Below are 20,040 nucleotides of genomic sequence, written 5' to 3'. Positions count from 1 at the left end.
AAATTAATTAGGTTGAAGCCTATTCAGTGTTTTATGGCCATCTGTTCAGCTTCAACCGGTAGAGATTGATTAGCCATTGCGGATGAATAGCAGCTTTATGCCATGCCGTTCAATGTGATTACGTGATGTCTGACCGAACTTTATAAACAGAGTTTTAAGAATCTGGTTGAATTGGATAAACAAGACGCATGACAAATGATGGTCTGAAAAAAACGGTAGTGGCGAGTTCACTCGCTAAAGAAAGTGCGAAAGGAAAGCCAGATAGGCTTTCGCAGATAGCGCAGTTGCCACAAGCAACCAGGGATCGCATTGCCCACATTGATTTCACCTTATTGTTTAAGGGAGAAGCGGTACGGGCGGACTTAGTCGATCGCTTCAGTATAGCTGCCGCACAAGCAACGAAAGACTTCACCATGTACAGAGAGCTTGCGCCAGGCAATATTGAGTATGACCAAAAGCTCAAGTTGCACAAGCGTGGTGAAGCATTTGAACCCCTGTTCGACTACGACGTTGTGAGAACTCTGGCAACCATTAGCCAAGGCTACGGCGATGGCTTCACTGGAAAGGTAAAACCACCTCTGGCTTGTGAAGCGCCTTATCACCTTAACAAGCCGAGTTTATCGATAGTAGCGAAAGTCACCGAGGCCATCCACAAAGGCAAAGCCTTGAGTATCACCTATGTGTCGTTATCGAGCGGTGAAACAACGCGTGAAATTGTACCGCATACGCTGGTGGACAATGGCCTGCGTTGGCATGTTCGTGGTTTTGACCGCAAGCATGGTGAGTTCCGTGACTTTGTATTGACCCGCATTAAAGCTGCGGTTGTGCTTGAAGATTCAACCTTGTCGCCTTCTGTTATCAAAGAAAGTGAGCTCGAAACCCAAGATCGACAGTGGAACCGATTCGTAGAGCTTGAGTTAGTGCCGCATCCACGTATTGAGCACAGCGAAGCGATAGAGCTGGACTATGGCATGACGGGTGGCGTTCTAAAGGTTGAGATTAGAGCAGCAACCGCTGGCTATTTGCTACGCCAATGGCATGTGGATTGTTCTACGGAACACTCATTAATGGGCTTTGAGTATCAGCTTTGGTTGCGTAACAGCCAGGCTCTTTATGGTGTCACAAACTTAAGTATTGCGCCGGGTAGAACAAGTTAATCGAACGATGTAGCGACCATTGAGACGTTACATAAAGAACAGAATTTTAAATTTATAGTGAAGCCGTTGCAGCAACCTAGTGGGATGCAACCAACACTGAACAGGAAAAGAAAATGGATCATAGTGTACATAACAAGCTCATCTCATTTATTTGGAACATTGCCGACGACTGTTTACGTGATGTGTACGTTCGCGGTAAGTACCGCGATGTGATTTTACCTATGGTGGTATTACGACGTTTAGATACGTTACTAGAACCTACCAAAGAAGCCGTGCTTGAAGAGGTAAAGTTCCAAAAAGAAGAGATGCAAGCCACGGAGCTTGATGATGAACCATTAAAAGCGGCCAGTGGTTATGTTTTTTACAATACATCTAAATGGACGCTGAAATCCCTGTTCAACACCGCAACGAATAACCAACAGATATTACTCGCCAACTTTGAAGAGTACCTGCTTGGCTTTAGCGATAACGTTAAAGAAATCATTGAATGCTTTAATCTCAAATCGCAAATTCGTCACATGGCCTCCAAGCAAGTCCTTCTTGATGTCGTCGAAAAGTTTGTTTCCCCTTACATCAACCTAACTCATGAAACGGTCGAAGACCCAGATGGCAACAAGATGCCAGCCCTTACTAACCTGGGTATGGGTTACGTGTTCGAGGAGTTGATCCGCAAGTTCAACGAAGAAAACAACGAAGAAGCAGGTGAACACTTTACACCACGTGAAGTGATTGAATTGATGACGCACCTGGTGTTCGACCCAGTGAAAGACCAGTTGCCGCTTACCATGACAGTGTATGACCCTGCGTGTGTAGCGGTGGTATGTTGACTGAATCTCAAAACTTCATTGAAGAGAAATACCCGAACGACAGCCGTGATGTTTACCTTTACGGCAAAGAGATCAACGACGAAACCTACGCGATTTGTAAATCGGACATGATGATCAAAGGTAACAACCCTGAGAACATCAAAGTAGGCTCAACCTTGTCTACCGATGAGTTCGCGGCTTCACGCTTTGACTTTATGTTGTCTAACCCGCCATATGGTAAGAGTTGGGCGTCTGAACAGAAGCACATTAAAGACGGCAGTGATGTGATTGACCCTCGTTTTAAGGTTAGCCTGAAAGACTATTGGGGAAATCTCGAAGTGGTAGATGCCACGCCACGTTCAAGTGATGGCCAGCTGCTCTTCTTAATGGAAATGGTCAACAAGATGAAAGATCCGAGTGTAAGCCCATTAGGCAGCCGGATTGCTTCTGTTCATAACGGCTCATCGCTCTTTACCGGTGATGCGGGCGGTGGCGAAAGTAACATTCGTCGCTTCATCATTGAAAACGACATGCTAGATGCCATCGTTCAGTTACCTAATAACCTGTTCTACAACACCGGCATTACCACTTACATTTGGGTGTTGAACAACAATAAACCTGAGGCACGTAAAGGTAAGGTGCAACTGATTGATGCCAGCTTGCTATACCGTAAGTTGCGTAAGAACTTAGGTAACAAAAACTGCGAATTTGCACCTGAGCACATTACGGAAATTACCGATACTTACCTGGCGTGTATGGATGTTGAAAGAGCACTTGATGCAAACAATGATCCGATCGGCATCGCCAGCAAGGTGTTTAGCAATGACGATTTTGGCTACTACAAAGTCACTATCGAGCGCCCAGATCGCCGCAGAGCCAAGTTCACTCAAGACGCAATAGCCCCACTGCGTTTTGATAAGCAGCTCAGTGAAGTGATGGAGCACGTTTACGCAGAGCACGGCGAACGTGTTTACGAAAAAACTGGCTACGGGTCTGATCAGAAAAAGAGCTTCTTAAAATCCATTGAGAAGGACATTCTTTCTTGGTGTGAAGATAACGACATCAGTCTCAATGCAAAGGCTAAGGCAAAACTGCTCGATGTGAAACATTGGCTGGCGCTAAAAGCATTGCTTGAAACGGCACAAACGCTGATGGCTGATATCGGTAGCAATGAATTTGATGACTTCAATAGCTTTAAAACCCAAGTTGATAAATCACTAAAAGCCCACGCCATTAAGCTTTCAGCACCTGAGAAAAATGCCATCCTAAACGCGGTGAGCTGGTATGACGAAACCGCCAAGAAAGTGGTTAAAAAGGTAGTTAAATTAACGGGTGATAAATTAGACGACCTCCTGGAGCGCTACGAGTGTGAAGTCGCTGACCTGCCAGATTTTGGTTATTACCCCGTTCCTAGAGAAGAAGGCGGTAAAAAGGGCGAGTTCATCACTTACGAAACCAACTCAGACCTGCGAGACACAGAATCTGTCCCGCTGAAGCAAAGCATTTACCAGTACTTCCTAGACGAAGTGAAGCCACATGTTGATGAAGCGTGGATAAACCTGGATACGGTGAAAATTGGTTATGAAATCAGCTTCAATAAGTATTTCTACCGTCATAAACCGCTGCGTAGTTTAGAAGAGGTGGCAACCGACATCATCAACCTGGAACAAAAAGCCGAAGGTCTTATTGCGCAGATATTGGGTGTGAACGTGGCGGAAGTTCAGGGAGAAGCGTAATGGAACGTTTAGCATTGATGCCGAAATATGACGATTATGTAGATTCTGGGGTTGAATGGTTGGGACGAGTACCAGCCTCTTGGGAATTAACACGATTAGGCACTCGCTTTAATGAGCGTAGATCTAAAGTTTCAGACATAGACTACCCTGCACTCTCCGTAACAAAAAAAGGCGTTCTACCTCAATTGGATAATGCGGCCAAAACAAAAGATGGCGATAACAGGAAGCTAGTAAAAGAGGGTGACTTTGTTATAAATAGCCGCTCTGATCGGAAGGGTTCTAGTGGAGTATCTGACAGAGATGGATCAGTATCGCTTATAAATATAGTACTTAAACCAAAAGGGATTCATCCAAAGTTTTCAGAGCACCTTTTGAAAAGTCATGCATTTATTGAGGAATACTATCGTGTTGGACGTGGAATTGTCGCAGATTTGTGGACTACTCGATACGATGAAATGCGGACGATTACTATATCTGTTCCTTCACTAGAAGAACAAACCCGTATCGCCAACTTTCTAGACAAGAAAACCGCTCAAATCGACGACGCGATTGCTATCAAAGAGCAGCAAATTAACCTGCTCAAAGAGCGTAAGCAGATCATCATCCAACAGGCGGTGACCCAAGGGCTTGATCCCAATGTGCCAATGAAAGACTCCGGTGTGGATTGGATTGGGGAGATACCGGAGCATTGGGAAATCAAGCCTCTAAAACACATACTAAAACTGAAAAATTTAAAGATAGAAGCAGGTAAAAGCAATTTAGAATATTTGGGGATGGAGTGTGTTAACTCCTTTGATGGAACAAAGAATGAAATAAAATCTGAAGCCGACGGCCTGTCAACATTTTTTCAAGTTGGGGATATTTTATTCGGTAAATTACGCCCTTACTTGGCAAAAGTTTATGTCGCTGATTTTGAAGGGGTTTGTTCCACAGAGTTTTTAGTGTACGAAGTGAAGAGAGGTAGTAATGCCTTCTTCTCAAAACTAATGCTGTCGAATGGGTTTATTAGTGTGGTTGATGCATCAACTTATGGGTCAAAAATGCCAAGAGCAAGTTCCGATTTTATCGGAAATTTAAATATAGTTAATCCACCATTTGAAGAACAAATTAAAATTTCTTCATTTATCGACAAGCAAAACGAACTTTTTGATATGAATATTTCTCTACAGAAAGCTCAAATCGAAAAACTCAAAGAATACAAAACCACCCTGATCAACAGCGCCGTGACAGGAAAAATAAAAATCACCCCGGAAATGGTTGAGCAATAGGACGCGCATATGTTCACGGTAAATCATCAGACCAATAGGATTAGTCCGGTTAAGACGAAGAGATTCAGTGAGTTGGGCTTTACTGAGCGCAAGCATCTTCAGGAGTGGTTGGCACACGAACCTTCCGCACTCGGTGAAGAGTTGTTGATTATTCAAAAAGAGTTCGATGGCTTTGATGACACCCGTGAACGCTTAGATTTACTGGCACTGGATAAAGATGGCAACTTGGTCATTATTGAAAACAAGCTGGACGACAGTGGCCGCGATGTGGTGTGGCAGGCGCTTAAATATGCCTCTTACTGTGCAAGTTTAACCAAAGCGCAAATCGTTGACATTTACCAACAGTACTTAGACCGCTATGAGCCCGTAACCCGAGAGGTTGACCTGTTAAATGCCCCTGCAAGTGCTTCGGCGAGAATATGTGAATTTTTGGATGCGCCCGATCTGGATGAGTTAAAGCTCAACCTGGGTAACAGCCAGCGTATTATGTTAGTTGCGGCGAACTTTCGCAAAGAAGTGACCAGCACCGCGCTGTGGTTATTGGGTCAAGGCATTAGCATTGCCTGCTTCAAAATCACGCCTTATTCACTGGGTGAACAGCTACTGATTAATATTGACCAGATCATCCCAACGCCAGAAGCGAAAGAGTTGATGATCGGCATTAATGCCAAGGAAGCGGAAGAAAAAACCACCGAAGTGGTACTAAAAAACCGCCATACGGTGCGGCGCGAATACTGGGAGCGTGCCTTAGAGGCGTTTCAGAAAAGCGCTTGCCAACTCTATAACAACATTAGCCCAAGCAAAGATCATTGGTTATCAGCAGGCTCAGGGTTAAGTGGGTGTCCGTATAACCTGATATTTCTGCAAAAAGAGCTTCGAGTAGAGCTTTGGATCAGCCGTGGGGTTACCGAAGAGAATAAATACCTTTTTGACTTGTTGAGTCAGTCCAAACAGGACATTGAACATACTTTTGGTGCAGAACTTGAGTGGATGAGGCTGGATGAGAAGAAATCTTGCCGTATTCAGTTTTCGACCAAAGCTGATGGGTTTAATAAAGATACGTGGCCCCAAGCGGTTGCGTGGCACTTAGAGCAGATGACAAAGTTAGAAAAAGCCTTAAAAGGACCGCTGCAAAAAGCGGCTGAGGCAATGAAACAGAAGAATTTTGATTAAGGGAACTTACAATTATGGTCAGTCAAACCAATGAACAAGCATTAGAGTCGGCCATTGAGAAATGTCTGGCTGGGATCAGTACTGAAGAGCTCAAAGAGGGGCTGAGTCAGCAGTCACTGGGTGCTGGATACTTCATTGGTGCTGCTAGTGACTTTAATATGCAATATGCCATTGATGAACGTTTTTTCTGGCAATTTCTGCAAAAGACACAAGAAGAAGAGTTGGCCAAACTGCAAAAGAACAACTCCTCAGATTGGCAGCGTAAGTTACTCGAACGATTTGACCGACTGATTAAGAAGCATGGCATTCTGCATTTACTTAAGAAAGGGCTAAGCGTAGACGATGCTCATTTCAATTTGCTCTATCCAGCCCCTTTGGCAAGCAGTAGTGAGAAGGTAAAGCAAAACTTTGCAGACAACGTGTTTAGTTGTACTCGCCAAGTGCGCTATTCCATGGCAAATCCCCTACAAGAAATCGACATGGTATTGTTTATCAACGGAATACCATTGATAACGCTGGAGTTGAAGAACGCATGGACGGGGCAAACAGCACGTTATCACGGCCAAAAGCAGTATCGGGATGATCGAGATGCAGCGCAAGCCTTGCTGACCTTTGGCCGCTGCCTAGTGCATATGGCGGTCGATACCGACGAAGTGTATATGACCACCAAGTTATCAGGTGGCAGTACCTTCTTCTTGCCGTTCAATAAAGGTCACAATCTTGGACAAGGCAATCCGCCGAACCCAACTGGCCATAAAACGGCATACCTATGGCAAGAAGTATTCACCAAAGAAAGCTTGGCGAATATTATTCAGCATTTTGTGCGTCTGGATGGGTCAAGCAAAGATCCATTACCAAAGCGAACTCTGTTCTTTCCTCGATACCACCAATTAGATGTGGTGAGAAAATTGGTGGACCATGCCGCCCAGTACGGTGTCGGTCAGACTTACTTAATTCAACACTCTGCCGGTTCAGGTAAGTCTAATTCTATTACCTGGGCTGCTTATCAGTTAATTGAAACCTATCCTGCTTCGTCTGATGTGGCAGGCGGAAAAAGCTTGGAGCAGCCGTTATTTGACTCTGTAATTGTGGTTACCGATAGACGCCTATTGGACAAGCAGCTGCGGGATAACATTAAAGAGTTTTCTGAAGTAAAGAACATTATTGCCCCGGCGAACAAGTCTTCTGAGCTTAAGCAGGCGCTCGAAAATGGCAAAAAGATCATCATAACGACGATTCAGAAATTCCCGTTCATTATTGATGGTATCGCCGATCTTAGTGACAAGCGCTTTGCGGTGATTATTGATGAAGCACACAGCTCACAGTCTGGTTCGGCGCATGACAATATGAACCGAGCGATGGGCAAGTCTGAAATCGAAGAGGCAGAAGATGCTCAGGATAAAATCCTTCAGGCGATGAAATCGCGCAAGATGCGCGGGAATGCATCGTACTTGGCATTTACCGCTACACCAAAAAACAGCACTTTGGAGAAATTTGGTCAGCGCCAAGAAGATGGCTCTTTCAAGCCGTTTCACTTGTATTCGATGAAACAAGCCATTGAAGAAGGTTTCATCTTGGATGTGCTCGCAAATTATACGACGTACAAAAGTTATTATGAGATTGAGAAATCAATCGCTGATAACCCTGAGTTTGATACCAAAAAGGCGCAGAAAAAACTCAGAGCTTATGTAGAGCGAAGCCAGCAAACGATTGATACCAAGGCAGAGATTATGCTGGAGCATTTTGTTCCACATGTCGTGAATGCGAAAAAGCTCAAGGGTAAAGGTAAAGGAATGGTGGTCACTCAAAATATTGAGACGGCCATTCGATACTACAAAGCGATAAGGCGAATACTTGAGGAGCAAGGGAACCCCTTTAAAGTTGCCATTGCTTTCTCAGGAACCAAAGAAGTTGATGGTATTGAATATACCGAAGCAGATATTAATGGTTTTGCCGAGTCAGATACCAAAGATATGTTTGATACCGATGAGTATCGACTTTTAGTGGTTGCTAACAAGTATCTGACTGGCTTTGACCAGCCTAAGCTTTGCGCCATGTATGTGGATAAGAAGCTCGCCAGTGTCTTGTGTGTACAGACATTATCTCGTCTCAATCGAAGTGCGCCTAAATGGGGTAAAAAAACAGAAGACCTGTTTGTTTTGGACTTTTTCAACTCGGTTGAAGATATTCAGTCAGCATTCGATCCTTTCTACACAGCAACGTCATTGTCCCAAGCTACAGATATAAACGTGCTGCACGAGTTGAAAGATGAAATGGACGATGTCGGTGTGTACGAATGGTATGAAGTTGAAGACTTTGTTACGCGTTATTTCAAGAATGAAGACGCCCAGACACTCAGTCCAATCATTGATGTTGCAGCAGCACGGTTTGACCATGAGCTGGAGCTTGAAGCTGAAGCTAAAGTGGACTTTAAGATTAAAGCCAAGCAGTTCGTGAAAATCTATGGGCAGATGGCGTCTATCATGCCTTATGAAATGGTCAGCTGGGAAAAACTGTTTTGGTTCCTGAAGTTTTTAATACCGAAATTGAAAGTGGAAGATCCCGATGCTGATGCTATTGATGAGCTTCTCGATTCTGTCGATCTGAGTTCATACGGTTTGCAACGTGTGAAGCTTAACCACAGCATTAAACTTAGTGACCAAGAAGCGGAGCTTGATCCTCAAAATCCGAACCCACGTGGGGCGCATGGCGGTGAAAAAGAAACTGACCCGCTGGATGAAATCATTCGCACATTTAATGAACGATGGTTCCAAGGCTGGAGTGCCACACCTGAAGAGCAAAAGGTTAAGTTCGTGAACATCGCTGAGAGTATCCGCAATCACCCAGATTTTGAATCTAAATACAAAAACAACCCAGATCCTCATAATCGAGATTTGGCCTTCGAAAAAATGCTCAAGGAAATTATGCTGCAACGCCGTAAAGATGAACTTGAGCTCTACAAGTTGTTCGCAGGAGATTCAGCATTTAAAGCCTCGTGGACGCAAAGTATGCAACGAATGGTAGGTATGTAGGTAGGTAGAAAGGAGTGATGGTTTGCTGAAGGCAGTCTCAGAGTTATTAGATGGGTCACCAGGCCTGAAAGGACGTCAAATTGCCAAGGAGCTAGGGCTGGATAAGTCCCAAGTGAACTCGTTTCTTCACAAAAACCAGGATACGTTTGTGAAAAACTCAAATCATGAATGGTGCTTGATACGGGCTCAGCATGTGGAAATTGATTTCGGTACAGGTTGGATTGATGAGAAAGCCTTTGAGAGTGCTATCGGTAAGCTTGCGTATCAAAAAGATGCAAACAAGATAACATTTAGATTCGGCATCGATTGTAAGTTTTTGCTGATAGCATTGGCCCGTTTTCTTGCTCTCGCGAATCAGCTTACTGCTAATGGGAAGGATGTGGTGATGGATACTACAGCATGTCCTAATACTCACAGTTTTTTCAGCAGAAATGGCTTCTTTGATTATCTTAATCAAAGTGTCACTTGTCTTCCTGAAAGGCCCGTTTTGTCAGCTGCTAAAACTTATCGGGATAATAGCGATACCTTGGTCGAACTAGGCGAAATTGCACAGCCAATCCAAAACAAGGAGCTTGTAATTCGTTTGGGCGACAGGTTTGTAGAGCATTCTTCAGCTAGCTATTTCTTAGCGGCTAAGACTGTTTTTTCAGAGCTTGTAGGCAACGTTACTGATCACAGTGAATCCAAAATACCTGGACTAGCAGGTCTGCAAGTGTATCGACCGTATAATAAACCAAAGCATATTCAAACAGTCATATCCGACTCTGGTTTAGGTATTGCCGCTACTTTGAGAACAACGTTACAAAGTGAACATCCGAAGTTGTACGCACAGTTTTCAGCGGAAACTGTTGAGAATGACATTGCGCTCGTTCAAAAAGCATTTACATCTGGTGAGGTTAGTCGCTTTGGTAAAGGCCGGGGGTTAGGCTTCAAGAGTAGTCGAGAGCACGCTAGTAAAGAGAAAGTTATCATTGTTATTAGGCAGCTCACTTTCTCATTGGCTTTGGAATACTCGAAGGGTCAACTCATCAATGTTTCTGAAGATCGAGGGTTGTTCCCTATCACAGGAACCCATATCTGTTTTGACTTCTATGTTGACAATTTCTGATAAATAGTGTCAACTTAAGCAGATGAAACAGTTAACTCATAAAATTCTTCTTTCAGAAGTCGTAGGTTCTGACCATGCCTTTGGTAACGATGAAGGTAGTGAAGCCTATGTGAAGATTAAAAAGATCGTTGATGGTCACCCATCATGCGATATTTTTGCTATCAGCTTGGAAGGCATTCGATTCACTGATGCTTCATTTCCTCGTGAAAGTGTAATCTCGTTGGCTAAAGCATTGAAAGGAGAAAAAGGTTTTTACCTTTCTAATGTACCGAGTCGTGACCTTCTGGATAATTGGTCTTATGGCGCTACAGCCAAGGATCAACCTCTTCTAGTAAAGAGCGATAGCGGTTACGAAGTACTTGGTATAAAACTCAGTGCGACTGTCAAAGAGCTTCTAGATTTTGTTATTGCAAAAAAGACAGTGACTTCGTCACATGTATCTAAGCACTTTGACATTTCAGCACAGAATGCCAGTGGTCGATTGAAGAAGCTTCATGCTACAGGTCTTGTGTTAGGTCAAAAAGAAGTGGCAGAGTCAGGTGGACTGGAATTTGTCTACCGATCAATTTTGTAGTTTTTTTTGATTTTCTGGTTAATCTGCTTGCGTTAAGCAGAATTGAAGTTTATTATTTGATCAGATCCTTTGGATCTTTTTTATTAATATCTGATAAATGTGATTAAGTTAAGCAGAATAGGAGGCTTTATGGCTACAAATCCCCCATCAGGTGACGGACACAGAAACGGTGCCGTTAAAGGTAGATCTCAGACTCAGACGCCAAGCGGACATTGGGTAAAGCGAGATGCTGATACTGGTCGATTCATGGATGTAAAGACATCCGACAAAACACCTTTTAAAGGTGTCAGGAAGGAGAAATAGTTTGGCTAATGGTAAAACCCATTTGGCCGTCGGGGCTGCGGTTGGTTTAACCGTTGCCTTTGCGGACAACAAAAAACAAGCTGTCAGTCACCATCCTGTAACTGCCATTACGGTTGGCTCTCTATTTGGCAAGCTTCCAGATATTCTGGAACCCTCTTTGGGTAACCCTCACCATCGCCAGTTTTGCCACAGTCTATTGGTGTTAACTGCACTAGGTGTTGGTCTCAAACATTTGTATGAGTGGCAACCGGAAGAGGCAATTGATAAGTGTCTTCGCGGGCTGGGGCTAATCGCCGGATGTGCTTATGTAAGCCATTTGCTCTGTGATGCGACAACACCGCGCTCACTTCCGTTAATTGGCAAACTATAGGAGTTTTGAATGGTCGTTGAAGTCACGAGGCACATTAAACGCCCTGTTGAGCGAGAACTTTGGGCTCGTGCCGCTGCGCGTTGTCAGTTTAGCGGGTGTAATAAGTTGCTATACAAATCAGCGGTGACCCAGGAATCGGTCAATGTCTCTCAAAATGCTCATATTTACGCATTTTCTGAGAATGGGCCTCGTGGTTGGGGACTCTTTAAAACTAAGCCAACCAGCTTGAATGACGTCAGCAACCTCATGTTGATGTGCTATGACTGTCACAAAAAAATTGATCAGAAAGGCAGCGAGGATAGGTATCCAGCCGATCTCTTGATTAGTTGGAAAATGCAGCATGAGCAACGTATAGAAATACTCACAGGCATTGATCCTGATCGCAAATCAAATGTTGTTTTATATGGTGCCAATATTGGAACTGAAAGATCACCGATTAATTATCACGGTTGTGTTGAGGCAATGTTTCCGAATTGGTATCCGGCAACTGAAAAGCCAGTGACCCTATCCATGGTATCAGAGCTGAAGGATCACTCTGAACAATATTGGCAAGCAGAGTCGCAACACCTAACGAAGCGTTTTCAAAGTAAAATTTCATCGATTATCGAAGAGGATTCATGTAAGCATTTTTCATTGTTCGCGTTAGCTCCTCAACCATTGTTAATAAAACTTGGCGCTTTGCTCACCGACAAAATTGACGTCGAGACTTATCAGCTGCATCGAGAGCCTAAAGGCTGGTTTTGGCAAGACTGTTCAGATGATTTTGAGTACATCATCAACAGACCTCAGAATATGGAGGGAAAGCCAGCCCTGGTACTTTCTTTGAGTGACCATGTGTCGCATGAGCGAATTACTCGGGTTATAGGGCCAGATACATCGATTTGGGAAGTGACTATCAAGCAGCCTCATAATGATTTCATGCAGTCAAAGCAGCAGCTCTCCTTGTTCAGAAAGTGCATAAGAAAGCTGATTGTTGAAATCAAAAATACACACGGGGATGCGACGCCACTGCAAATTTTTCCTGTGATGCCAGTATCGTGTGCCGTCGAATTAGGACGGGCCAGAATGCCTAAGGCTGATATGCCATGGCTTATTTATGACCACGACATAAAAACACAACAATTCGTAATGGCAGTCGAGCTTCGAGGAGATCTACATGAGTAATACTAAAAGTAACGACGTTCTAAACACAATTCTGGAAAAAATTGAGCTACCAGACAGTGCTTATGAAAAGGCTGAAAAACGCTATAAGGATCTAGGTGATTGGTTACATCGCCCAGAGTCAACATGCGTGAATTTTGATCCCCACGTGTTTTCTCAAGGTTCCTTTCGTCTAGGTACGGCGATTAGGCCCGATTCAGAAGAACAGTATGACCTAGACATGGGGTGCAATCTTCGGCGTGGCCTGGATAAAACGTCTATCACTCAAAAGCAACTAAAGCACCTAGTGGGTCATGAATTAGAGCTTTATCGAAACGCCAGAGGAATTAAGGAAAAGCTAGCCGAGAAGAAACGCTGTTGGCGCTTAGAGTATGCCGATGGGCTTAGCTTTCACATGGACATAGTTCCGTGTGTGCCAGAGAGTGATACAGGAAGAGGACTGTTGAAAAAGCGGATGGTCGAAAACTCTAAGTTTGATGAAAACTTGGCTCAAAACGTGTCTCAGCTTGCAGTTTCGATTACCGACAACACAGATTCCACTTATGCAGTTGTGAATGAAAACTGGCGTATCAGCAATCCTGAAGGATATGCTCGATGGTTTGAAACGCGCATGAAGACGGCACGGTTAGTGATAAACGAACGTGAAATGCGATTTAAAGCCAGTATAGATAGTCTGCCATATTATCAATGGAAGACACCCTTACAGCAGGTTATCCAATTATTGAAGCGTCATCGTGACACTATGTTTAAAAACAATGAGGATAGTAAGCCAATATCGGTAATCATCACTACATTGGCGGCTAAATCGTATAAAGGTGAAAGTGATTTGGCTTCAGCGTTGAATACGGTGCTCTCCGAGATGGATGACCATATTTCTGCACAAGCGCCAATGATTCCGAACCCAGTCAACCCAGCCGAAGATTTTGCAGACAAGTGGTATGACGAAAAATCTGCTCAATACCGATTACAAGAAAACTTTTATAAATGGCTGTATCAAGCTAGAGCTGACTTTAGTGCTCTTTGCTCAAGTGATGATACGCAACGAATAGTAAATGCGGCGCAAAATGGTTTGGATTTGAAGCTTGATTCAAGTTCGGTAGCACGTCTATTGGGTATTCCTGCGGTGACAACAAAACCAACTTTCGCAATTCAATCATCTGATCCAAAGCCATGGTTTAAGCAATAGATGAAGCACTGGAAGGCTGTGGGCCTAGAGGCTTTTCTCTCGGCCTATCCGAACATTAGATTAGTAGATGTCCATGCAGATAAGATTGAGTTGCAGGGAGAGTATCAGTTAAAAGCACAGCTAGCTGGAAGTCGGTTTATTGAGCGAACATTTTCTCTAAGGATTGTATGCCCAAGTGAGTATCCTAGGGCTTTACCAGTGGTGTTTGATACAGCTGGTTACTTTCCTCGTAATCAGGACTTCCATACTTACTCTGATGGATCATTTTGTCTTGGCTCAGACCTGAAAATTAAGTCAATTTTGAAAGCCGACTCGTCATTGACAACCTTTTTCGAAAAGATTGTTGTCAGGTTTCTTTATTCGGTGTCCCATAGGGTTGAATTTGGCAACTTTCCCTATGGCGAACTGGACCATGGTGAGAAAGGCCTGATTGATGATTATTCTCAGTTGTTCAATGTTAATGGTAAAGCATCGGTTCTACGGGCACTGAAAGCGTTAGGTTTGCGCAAGCGTGAGGCAAATAAATTACCTTGTCCATGTGGTTGTGGTGATCGTCTTGGCTCGTGTGACTATCGGTTTGTCTTGAACGAGTTTCGTCAAGTTGAGCGCCGCCGATGGTTTCGCGATCACCTACAAGAAGCTTTTACACCGATTGAAAAACCCAAAAGGAGAGTTGGGAAAAAAACTAAAAGGCCAAGTAGAAATACGCCTTAGCTTAATCAGCTCCCTCAGCATTTTTTGGCGTATGTGTTAATACATATCGGATTTTTTAGTCTAATCAACCGGCAACGCCAGATTGAACCTTCACACTATCGTGTCGGAGGTTCACTATGTTCAAAAAACTATTTTTTCAAACCAAAGCACTACCAGAGCTGTCATCGCAACTGGATGCAGACATTCCACGCTATCCGCCATTCCTGAAGGGGTTGCCAGCTGCGTCACCCGAGGATTTGCAGTCCACACAAGACGAGCTAATTGCCAAACTGCGCCAAGTACTTGGCTTTAATCAGCGTGAGTTTCAAAGGCTGATTCAGCCCTGCATTGATCATCTGGCTGCTTATGTTCATTTGTTGCCAGCTTCTGAGCATCATCATCACAGTGGCGCTGGTGGTTTATTACGTCATTCGTTGGAAGTTGCTTTCTGGGCGGCACAAGCTGCTGAAGGGATCATCTTTGTTGCCAGTGGCACACCGGTTGAGAAAAAAGAGCTAGAGCCAAGGTGGCGTGTTGCGGCGGCATTAGGCGGTTTGTTCCATGATATTGGTAAGCCTGTTTCAGACTTGTCCATTACAGACGAAGATGGACGCTATCAGTGGAACCCTTTTTTAGAGACCTTATCCCAGTGGACCAGTAACAACAGCATTGAACGCTATTTCATTCGCTGGCGCGACGGACGGTGCAAGCGGCACGAGCAATTTTCAATTTTGGTATTAAACCGGGTGATGACACCTGAGTTGCTCGCCTGGTTAACCCAACCGGGCCCTGAAATTTTGCAAGCCATGCTGGAAGCAATTGGCAATACCGATCCCGAGCATGTCCTGTCCAAATTGGTTATTGAAGCTGACCAAACCAGTGTCCAGCGAGACCTGAAAGCTCAACGCATTTCCGTTGACGACAATGCCCTTGGAGTCCCAGTCGAACGCTATCTACTTGATGCCATGAGGCGATTGCTTGCCAGTTCCCAGTGGTTGGTCAATCAACGAGATGCCAGAGTTTGGATACGAAAATCGAATCAATCAACCGATCTTTACCTGGTTTGGAAAAGCGCGGCTAAGGACATCATTGAGCTATTGGCTAAAGACAAGATACCTGGCATTCCAAGAGATCCCGATACCCTTGCGGACATCCTCATTGAGCGAGGATTGGCCACTAAATCCGCCTCAAATGAGCGATATGAAAGCCTTGCCCCTGAAGTACTGATCAAAGACGGCAATCCAATCTGGCTACCCATGCTGCATATATCTGAGGCCGATTTATTGTTCAGCTCGAATGTACCAAGTAGCGTGAGACTGTTTAGCAAATCTGAGTGGGAATCAACACAGCAAACACAAGCAGAGCCACAGAGTAGCTCCAGTGAGCAGCCAGGCTTGCCTGAAGCGTCATCATCAATCGAACTCAGTAATTCGGATGAGTCGCCATCGTCAAAATCGTCCGACCAAGATGATGAACTTCGTCATGCCAGTGATGTTAATCACCTTGAGGAAAATGAAAACGTTCCGGGTGATGGATGTGAAAAGCCTAACAATTCATATGATGGCGCTATCTCAAATAACGTAAACCAGTACGATGCAGATTCATTGAATCTCCCTGAATCTTTGGCGTGGCTCCCAGAGGCCAGCAGTGCGTTGATTATGGTTGGTGAGCAAGCCCTGATCCGCTATCCCGATGCCGTAAGACCTTGGTGTGCCCCCCGAAAACTACTTGCTGAACTCAGTCGATTAGATTGGCTTGAACTAGATCCCGCAAACCCGACACGTAAGGCCAGAACTGTGACTACGAAGGATGGCGTTCAGGAGCAAGGGTTACTACTGAAAGTATCGATTTCTAAGGGGCTTACTGCACTGATAGACATCTCCAAACAAGACGAAGAATCAGTGGCAGCAATTCAGAACAAAGAGGCTTCACAGCGTCCGAGTCGAACTGAGACAACCAGTGCCCAAGCAAAAGAGCTCGCCACAAGAGCTGAGCGCAAGCAAACGCCGATTGCGCCCAATGCGAACTCAAGTACAGACCCCAAACACGCACAGCGGCAACAGATGGTTAATTTTGTGAAAGATTTGCCCATCTTACTGACCGATGGCGATTACCCAGACGTGGATCATAGTGCCGATGGTATTCGCGTCACGATTCAAACCTTACGTCAAGTCGCCAAGGAGCATGGCATTCCAGCCGGACAGCTGCTTCGGGGGATCTCGGCCAGTGACCAATGCCAGTTTGATGAGGGGGAAACGGTTCTGTTTACCGCTCACGCTAAACGTTAATCCATTTGAAATTAAGTGGATTGCAAACGGTTATTTTGCGGAGCATGAATGAAAGAAAACGCATACGAAATGCCCTGGCGCACGAACTATGAGGCCATGGCAGCAGCAGGTTGGCTGGTGGTTGGGGCCACTGGGGCGATTGCCGCAGAAATGCTGACTGAGCTACCACCTGAGCCATTTTGGTGGATGACAGGGATTTCCTCGGGCATGGCGTTGTATCGCCTGCCTGAGGCTTACCGTCTTTATAAGTTGCAGAAGGGGCTAAAAGGCAAACCATTGGCATTTATGGCGCTGTCGCATTTGCAAAAGGTAATGGCAAAACATCCTGATGAATTGTGGTTAGGTTATGGCTTTGAGTGGGACCAACGCCATGCCCAACGCGCTTATGAAATCCTAAAGCGGGATAAGCAAACCTTGCTTAACCAAGGTCACGGCAAACAAATGGGTTCGACCTGGATTCATGGTGTCGAGCCCAAAGAAGAAGATGTGTACCAGCCAGTTGGTCACACCGAGGGGCATACCTTAATTGTCGGTACGACCGGTGCCGGAAAAACCCGATGCTTTGATGCGATGATCACTCAGGCCATTTTGCGTAATGAAGCCGTGATTATTATTGACCCTAAGGGAGACAAGGAACTTAAGGATAATGCGCAGCGAGCCTGTATTGCCGCCGGTAGTCCTGAGCGCTTTGTGTATTTTCATCCGGGTTTTCCTGAGCATTCGGTACGGCTTAATCCCCTTAGAAACTTTAACCGGGGCACTGAAATTGCCAGCCGAATTGCGGCACTAATCCCATCTGAAACCGGTGCTGATCCATTTAAAGCCTTTGGCCAAATGGCATTGAACAACATAGTGCAAGGTCTGTTGCTTACGTCACAACGTCCTGATCTGAAAACCCTGAGACGATTCTTGGAAGGTGGCCCAGAAGGTTTGGTAGTAAAAGCCGTCACGGCTTGGGGTGAGCAGGTATATCCGAACTTTAGTGTGGAGATTAAGCGCTTTACCGAAAAGGCCAATACCTTGGCAAAACAAGCCATGGCGATGCTGCTTTTTTATTACGAACGCATTCAGCCCGTTGCCGCCAATACCGATTTGGAAGGGCTATTGAGTATGTTTGAGCATGACAGAACCCACTATTCCAAGATGGTGGCTTCATTGATGCCGGTGCTCAATATGCTCACTTCAAGTGAACTTGGCCCACTGCTATCACCGATTGCAAACGATGTGAATGACAGCCGGTTAATTACGGATTCTGGCCGTATTATCAACAATGCCCAAGTGGCCTATATCGGGTTGGATTCATTGACCGACGCCATGGTTGGCAGCGCCATTGGTTCGTTGCTTTTATCCGATCTCACGGCTGTGGCCGGTGACCGCTATAACTATGGTGTTGAAAATCGTCCCGTAAATATCTTCATCGATGAGGCTGCTGAAGTCGTCAACGATCCCTTCATTCAACTGCTCAACAAAGGCCGTGGCGCAAAAATGCGTTGTGTGATTGCTACTCAGACCTTTGCTGATTTTTCAGCTCGTACAGGCAGCGAAGCTAAGGCCCGTCAGGTGTTAGGTAACATCAACAACTGATAGCCTTCGGGTGATGGATGCCGAAACGCAGCAGTACATTACCGACAATCTGCCTAAGACTCGGTTGCAGTACATCATGCAAACTCAAGGTATGTCGTCCAACTCGGACAGCCCCGCGTTGTTTACCGGCAATCATGGCGAACGCTTGATGGAGGAAGAAGGCGATATGTTTCCACCGCAGTTATTAGGCCAGCTTCCCAACCTGGAGTACATCGCCAAGCTTTCAGGTGGCCGCGTGATCAAAGGCCGCATTCCTATTTTAACCAGCTCTACACAGGCAGCATAAGGAGTCTGTATGCATCATTCTGTCTGTCTGAAAATGACAACACTTACCAGTAAAGAAATGCTCGCTCAGTGGCAGCAACATAATCCCCAGTTCAAGGAAACCTTAAGACTACTTGAAACCGACTGGCCTCATGCTTTGGCCTCAGTGCACTGTTGGCGGACTATTTAACGATGCGTCACTTTAGATGGCCATTCCATCTTTGATTTGTGTCTGTGTAATGGCTTGGGCAGTTATGAAGAAGTCAGTTGTGATGATGATAGTGTACGCCTTTGGCATTTCATTGAGGCACTGACCTGGGCTGCCGCCAGTGCTTTAACGGGGATTCGCCTGCGTGATCCTGACCATTTCGAGTGGGCCGCCGTGGATGGTGTGTATTTCCACACCTGGATTCGTAATCGTCCAAATCGGATGGCGTATTTGGCTGAAGGACGTATTGATGTGCGTTATGTCAGTGACCATACATCGACAAAGCGGCTTCAGCAAGTGATTAAAGCTCGGATTATGACGCCAACCGTTGCAGCCATGCTGGCGCGAGTAGAAGAGGATGTTTGGCATGAGCAAGCATAAGTCCGTTTGGCTGCTGTGTCTGGCACTGATGCTGGAGATTATTGCCATTGGCGTGTTAGTGCCCGTGATTGGACTGGCCGGGTCATCAGTAAAGAGAAGCAGATGATCCAAAACCAATTGGGCGCACAAACAAGCTATTGGATTGGTCAAACTAGCCATCGCTGGTATCAGTCATGGATTGTGGATACGCAGATGGAGCAATCTGTGCGTGATTTTCTAATCCCCACTGAAGAACAGCGACTTCGTTCTAAAGGGATGGAGAACATGGGAGGCTTTTGGTTTGTGTGGGTAGAAGACCGTATTCAGGCATTTTTTGATGTGCTGTACCAAGTGTTCACTCGATTTGCGTTGCTGATGGTCTGGTTGCCCTTTGCGCTTATTCTCATGTTACCGGCGTTGTGGGATGGCTTAATGACCTGGAAGATTAAGAAGACAACCTTTGATTTTTCGAGCCCTATCATTCACCGCTACAGCATGATTATCCTGGGTTCAGGCGTCATCTTGCTGTTTATGGGATTGTTCGCCCCGCTGGCTATTCCACCGGTGGTGCTACCGTCGATGATCATCGGCTTGGCATTGATGGCAGGGTTGGCGTTAAGTCACTTGCAGAAGAAGATATGAGGCCAGTTGGGCCTCATCTTGTAGAGCTAAAACCTTACGCCTACGGTATTGCCGTTCTCGTTGCGTATTTTTCCCAACCGTGAACACCAATTTTTCTCTAGCGTGAACACCTAATTTTCTTAACTGT

The 20,040-nt window shown here is 45.2% G+C and carries 12 protein-coding genes and 4 pseudogenes; all 16 read left to right on the top strand.

The annotated features are described in order from the left end of the window. Positions 1-188: 188 nt before the first annotated feature. Positions 189-1,157 (top strand): WYL domain-containing protein, encoded by a 969-nt coding sequence (locus IUA53_RS14285; protein ID WP_015066543.1) that lies wholly within the window; start codon positions 189-191, stop codon positions 1,155-1,157. Positions 1,158-1,270: 113 nt separating this feature from the next. Further along, positions 1,271-3,699 (top strand): annotated as a pseudogene (locus tag IUA53_RS14280) (type I restriction-modification system subunit M). After that, the gene (locus IUA53_RS14275) at positions 3,699-4,967 is read left to right on the top strand and encodes a restriction endonuclease subunit S (RefSeq protein WP_015066545.1); all 1,269 of its coding nucleotides are present in this window, start codon (positions 3,699-3,701) and stop codon (positions 4,965-4,967) included. The pseudogene IUA53_RS14280 and the gene IUA53_RS14275 overlap by 1 nt, the downstream one beginning before the upstream one ends. Positions 4,968-4,976: 9 nt before the next feature. Further along, entirely contained in the window at positions 4,977-6,140 is a 1,164-nt protein-coding gene (locus IUA53_RS14270; RefSeq protein WP_015066546.1) for a DUF4268 domain-containing protein, read from the top strand. A gap of 14 nt (positions 6,141-6,154) precedes the next feature. Then, complete coding sequence (locus IUA53_RS14265; protein ID WP_061094529.1) at positions 6,155-9,172, top strand: type I restriction endonuclease subunit R; 3,018 nt, start codon at positions 6,155-6,157, stop codon at positions 9,170-9,172. A gap of 22 nt (positions 9,173-9,194) precedes the next feature. Further along, entirely contained in the window at positions 9,195-10,280 is a 1,086-nt protein-coding gene (locus IUA53_RS14260) for an ATP-binding region, ATPase-like protein (RefSeq protein ID WP_015066548.1), read from the top strand. Positions 10,281-10,302: 22 nt separating this feature from the next. Then, a complete protein-coding gene (locus IUA53_RS14255) occupies positions 10,303-10,854 on the top strand; it encodes a MarR family transcriptional regulator (RefSeq protein WP_015066549.1) in 552 nt (183 codons plus the stop codon). A gap of 129 nt (positions 10,855-10,983) precedes the next feature. After that, the gene (locus tag IUA53_RS14250) at positions 10,984-11,157 is read left to right on the top strand and encodes a hypothetical protein (protein WP_000224748.1); all 174 of its coding nucleotides are present in this window, start codon (positions 10,984-10,986) and stop codon (positions 11,155-11,157) included. Between the two features lies 1 nt (position 11,158). After that, on the top strand, positions 11,159-11,527 hold the full coding sequence (locus IUA53_RS14245) for a metal-dependent hydrolase (RefSeq protein WP_015066550.1): 369 nt from the start codon (positions 11,159-11,161) through the stop codon (positions 11,525-11,527). Positions 11,528-11,536: 9 nt separating this feature from the next. Continuing rightward, entirely contained in the window at positions 11,537-12,691 is a 1,155-nt protein-coding gene (locus IUA53_RS14240; protein WP_015066551.1) for an SAVED domain-containing protein, read from the top strand. Then, the gene (locus IUA53_RS14235; protein ID WP_015066552.1) at positions 12,684-13,874 is read left to right on the top strand and encodes a nucleotidyltransferase domain-containing protein; all 1,191 of its coding nucleotides are present in this window, start codon (positions 12,684-12,686) and stop codon (positions 13,872-13,874) included. The genes IUA53_RS14240 and IUA53_RS14235 overlap by 8 nt, the downstream gene beginning before the upstream one ends. Continuing rightward, positions 13,875-14,588: a hypothetical protein gene (locus IUA53_RS14230; RefSeq protein WP_015066553.1), complete on the top strand. Its 714-nt coding sequence runs from the start codon at positions 13,875-13,877 to the stop codon at positions 14,586-14,588. A 116-nt stretch (positions 14,589-14,704) separates the two neighbouring features. Continuing rightward, complete coding sequence (gene mobH, locus IUA53_RS14225; RefSeq protein ID WP_015066554.1) at positions 14,705-16,855, top strand: MobH family relaxase; 2,151 nt, start codon at positions 14,705-14,707, stop codon at positions 16,853-16,855. Positions 16,856-16,903: 48 nt separating this feature from the next. Continuing rightward, positions 16,904-18,725, top strand: a pseudogene (traD, locus tag IUA53_RS14220) (conjugative transfer system coupling protein TraD). Positions 18,726-18,734: 9 nt separating this feature from the next. Beyond that, a pseudogene (locus IUA53_RS14215) lies at positions 18,735-19,292 on the top strand (conjugative transfer protein). Then, a pseudogene (locus tag IUA53_RS14210) lies at positions 19,279-19,913 on the top strand (DUF4400 domain-containing protein). The pseudogenes IUA53_RS14215 and IUA53_RS14210 overlap by 14 nt, the downstream one beginning before the upstream one ends. Positions 19,914-20,040 lie beyond the last annotated feature (127 nt).

It is taken from the genome of Alteromonas sp. B31-7 (assembly GCF_015767655.1).
In the GTDB taxonomy this organism is placed as follows: domain Bacteria; phylum Pseudomonadota; class Gammaproteobacteria; order Enterobacterales; family Alteromonadaceae; genus Alteromonas; species Alteromonas australica.
The sequence above is the reverse complement of the archived record's forward strand: the minus strand, read 5'-3'. Positions and strand labels throughout refer to the sequence as shown.

Coding starts and splice junctions, on each gene's coding strand:
- IUA53_RS14285 (WP_015066543.1), top strand. CDS start 189: ATGACAAATGATGGTCTGAAAAAAACGGTAGTGGCGAGTTCACTCGCT.
- IUA53_RS14275 (WP_015066545.1), top strand. CDS start 3,699: ATGGAACGTTTAGCATTGATGCCGAAATATGACGATTATGTAGATTCT.
- IUA53_RS14270 (WP_015066546.1), top strand. CDS start 4,977: ATGTTCACGGTAAATCATCAGACCAATAGGATTAGTCCGGTTAAGACG.
- IUA53_RS14265 (WP_061094529.1), top strand. CDS start 6,155: ATGGTCAGTCAAACCAATGAACAAGCATTAGAGTCGGCCATTGAGAAA.
- IUA53_RS14255 (WP_015066549.1), top strand. CDS start 10,303: ATGAAACAGTTAACTCATAAAATTCTTCTTTCAGAAGTCGTAGGTTCT.
- IUA53_RS14250 (WP_000224748.1), top strand. CDS start 10,984: ATGGCTACAAATCCCCCATCAGGTGACGGACACAGAAACGGTGCCGTT.
- IUA53_RS14240 (WP_015066551.1), top strand. CDS start 11,537: ATGGTCGTTGAAGTCACGAGGCACATTAAACGCCCTGTTGAGCGAGAA.
- IUA53_RS14235 (WP_015066552.1), top strand. CDS start 12,684: ATGAGTAATACTAAAAGTAACGACGTTCTAAACACAATTCTGGAAAAA.
- IUA53_RS14230 (WP_015066553.1), top strand. CDS start 13,875: ATGAAGCACTGGAAGGCTGTGGGCCTAGAGGCTTTTCTCTCGGCCTAT.
- mobH (WP_015066554.1), top strand. CDS start 14,705: ATGTTCAAAAAACTATTTTTTCAAACCAAAGCACTACCAGAGCTGTCA.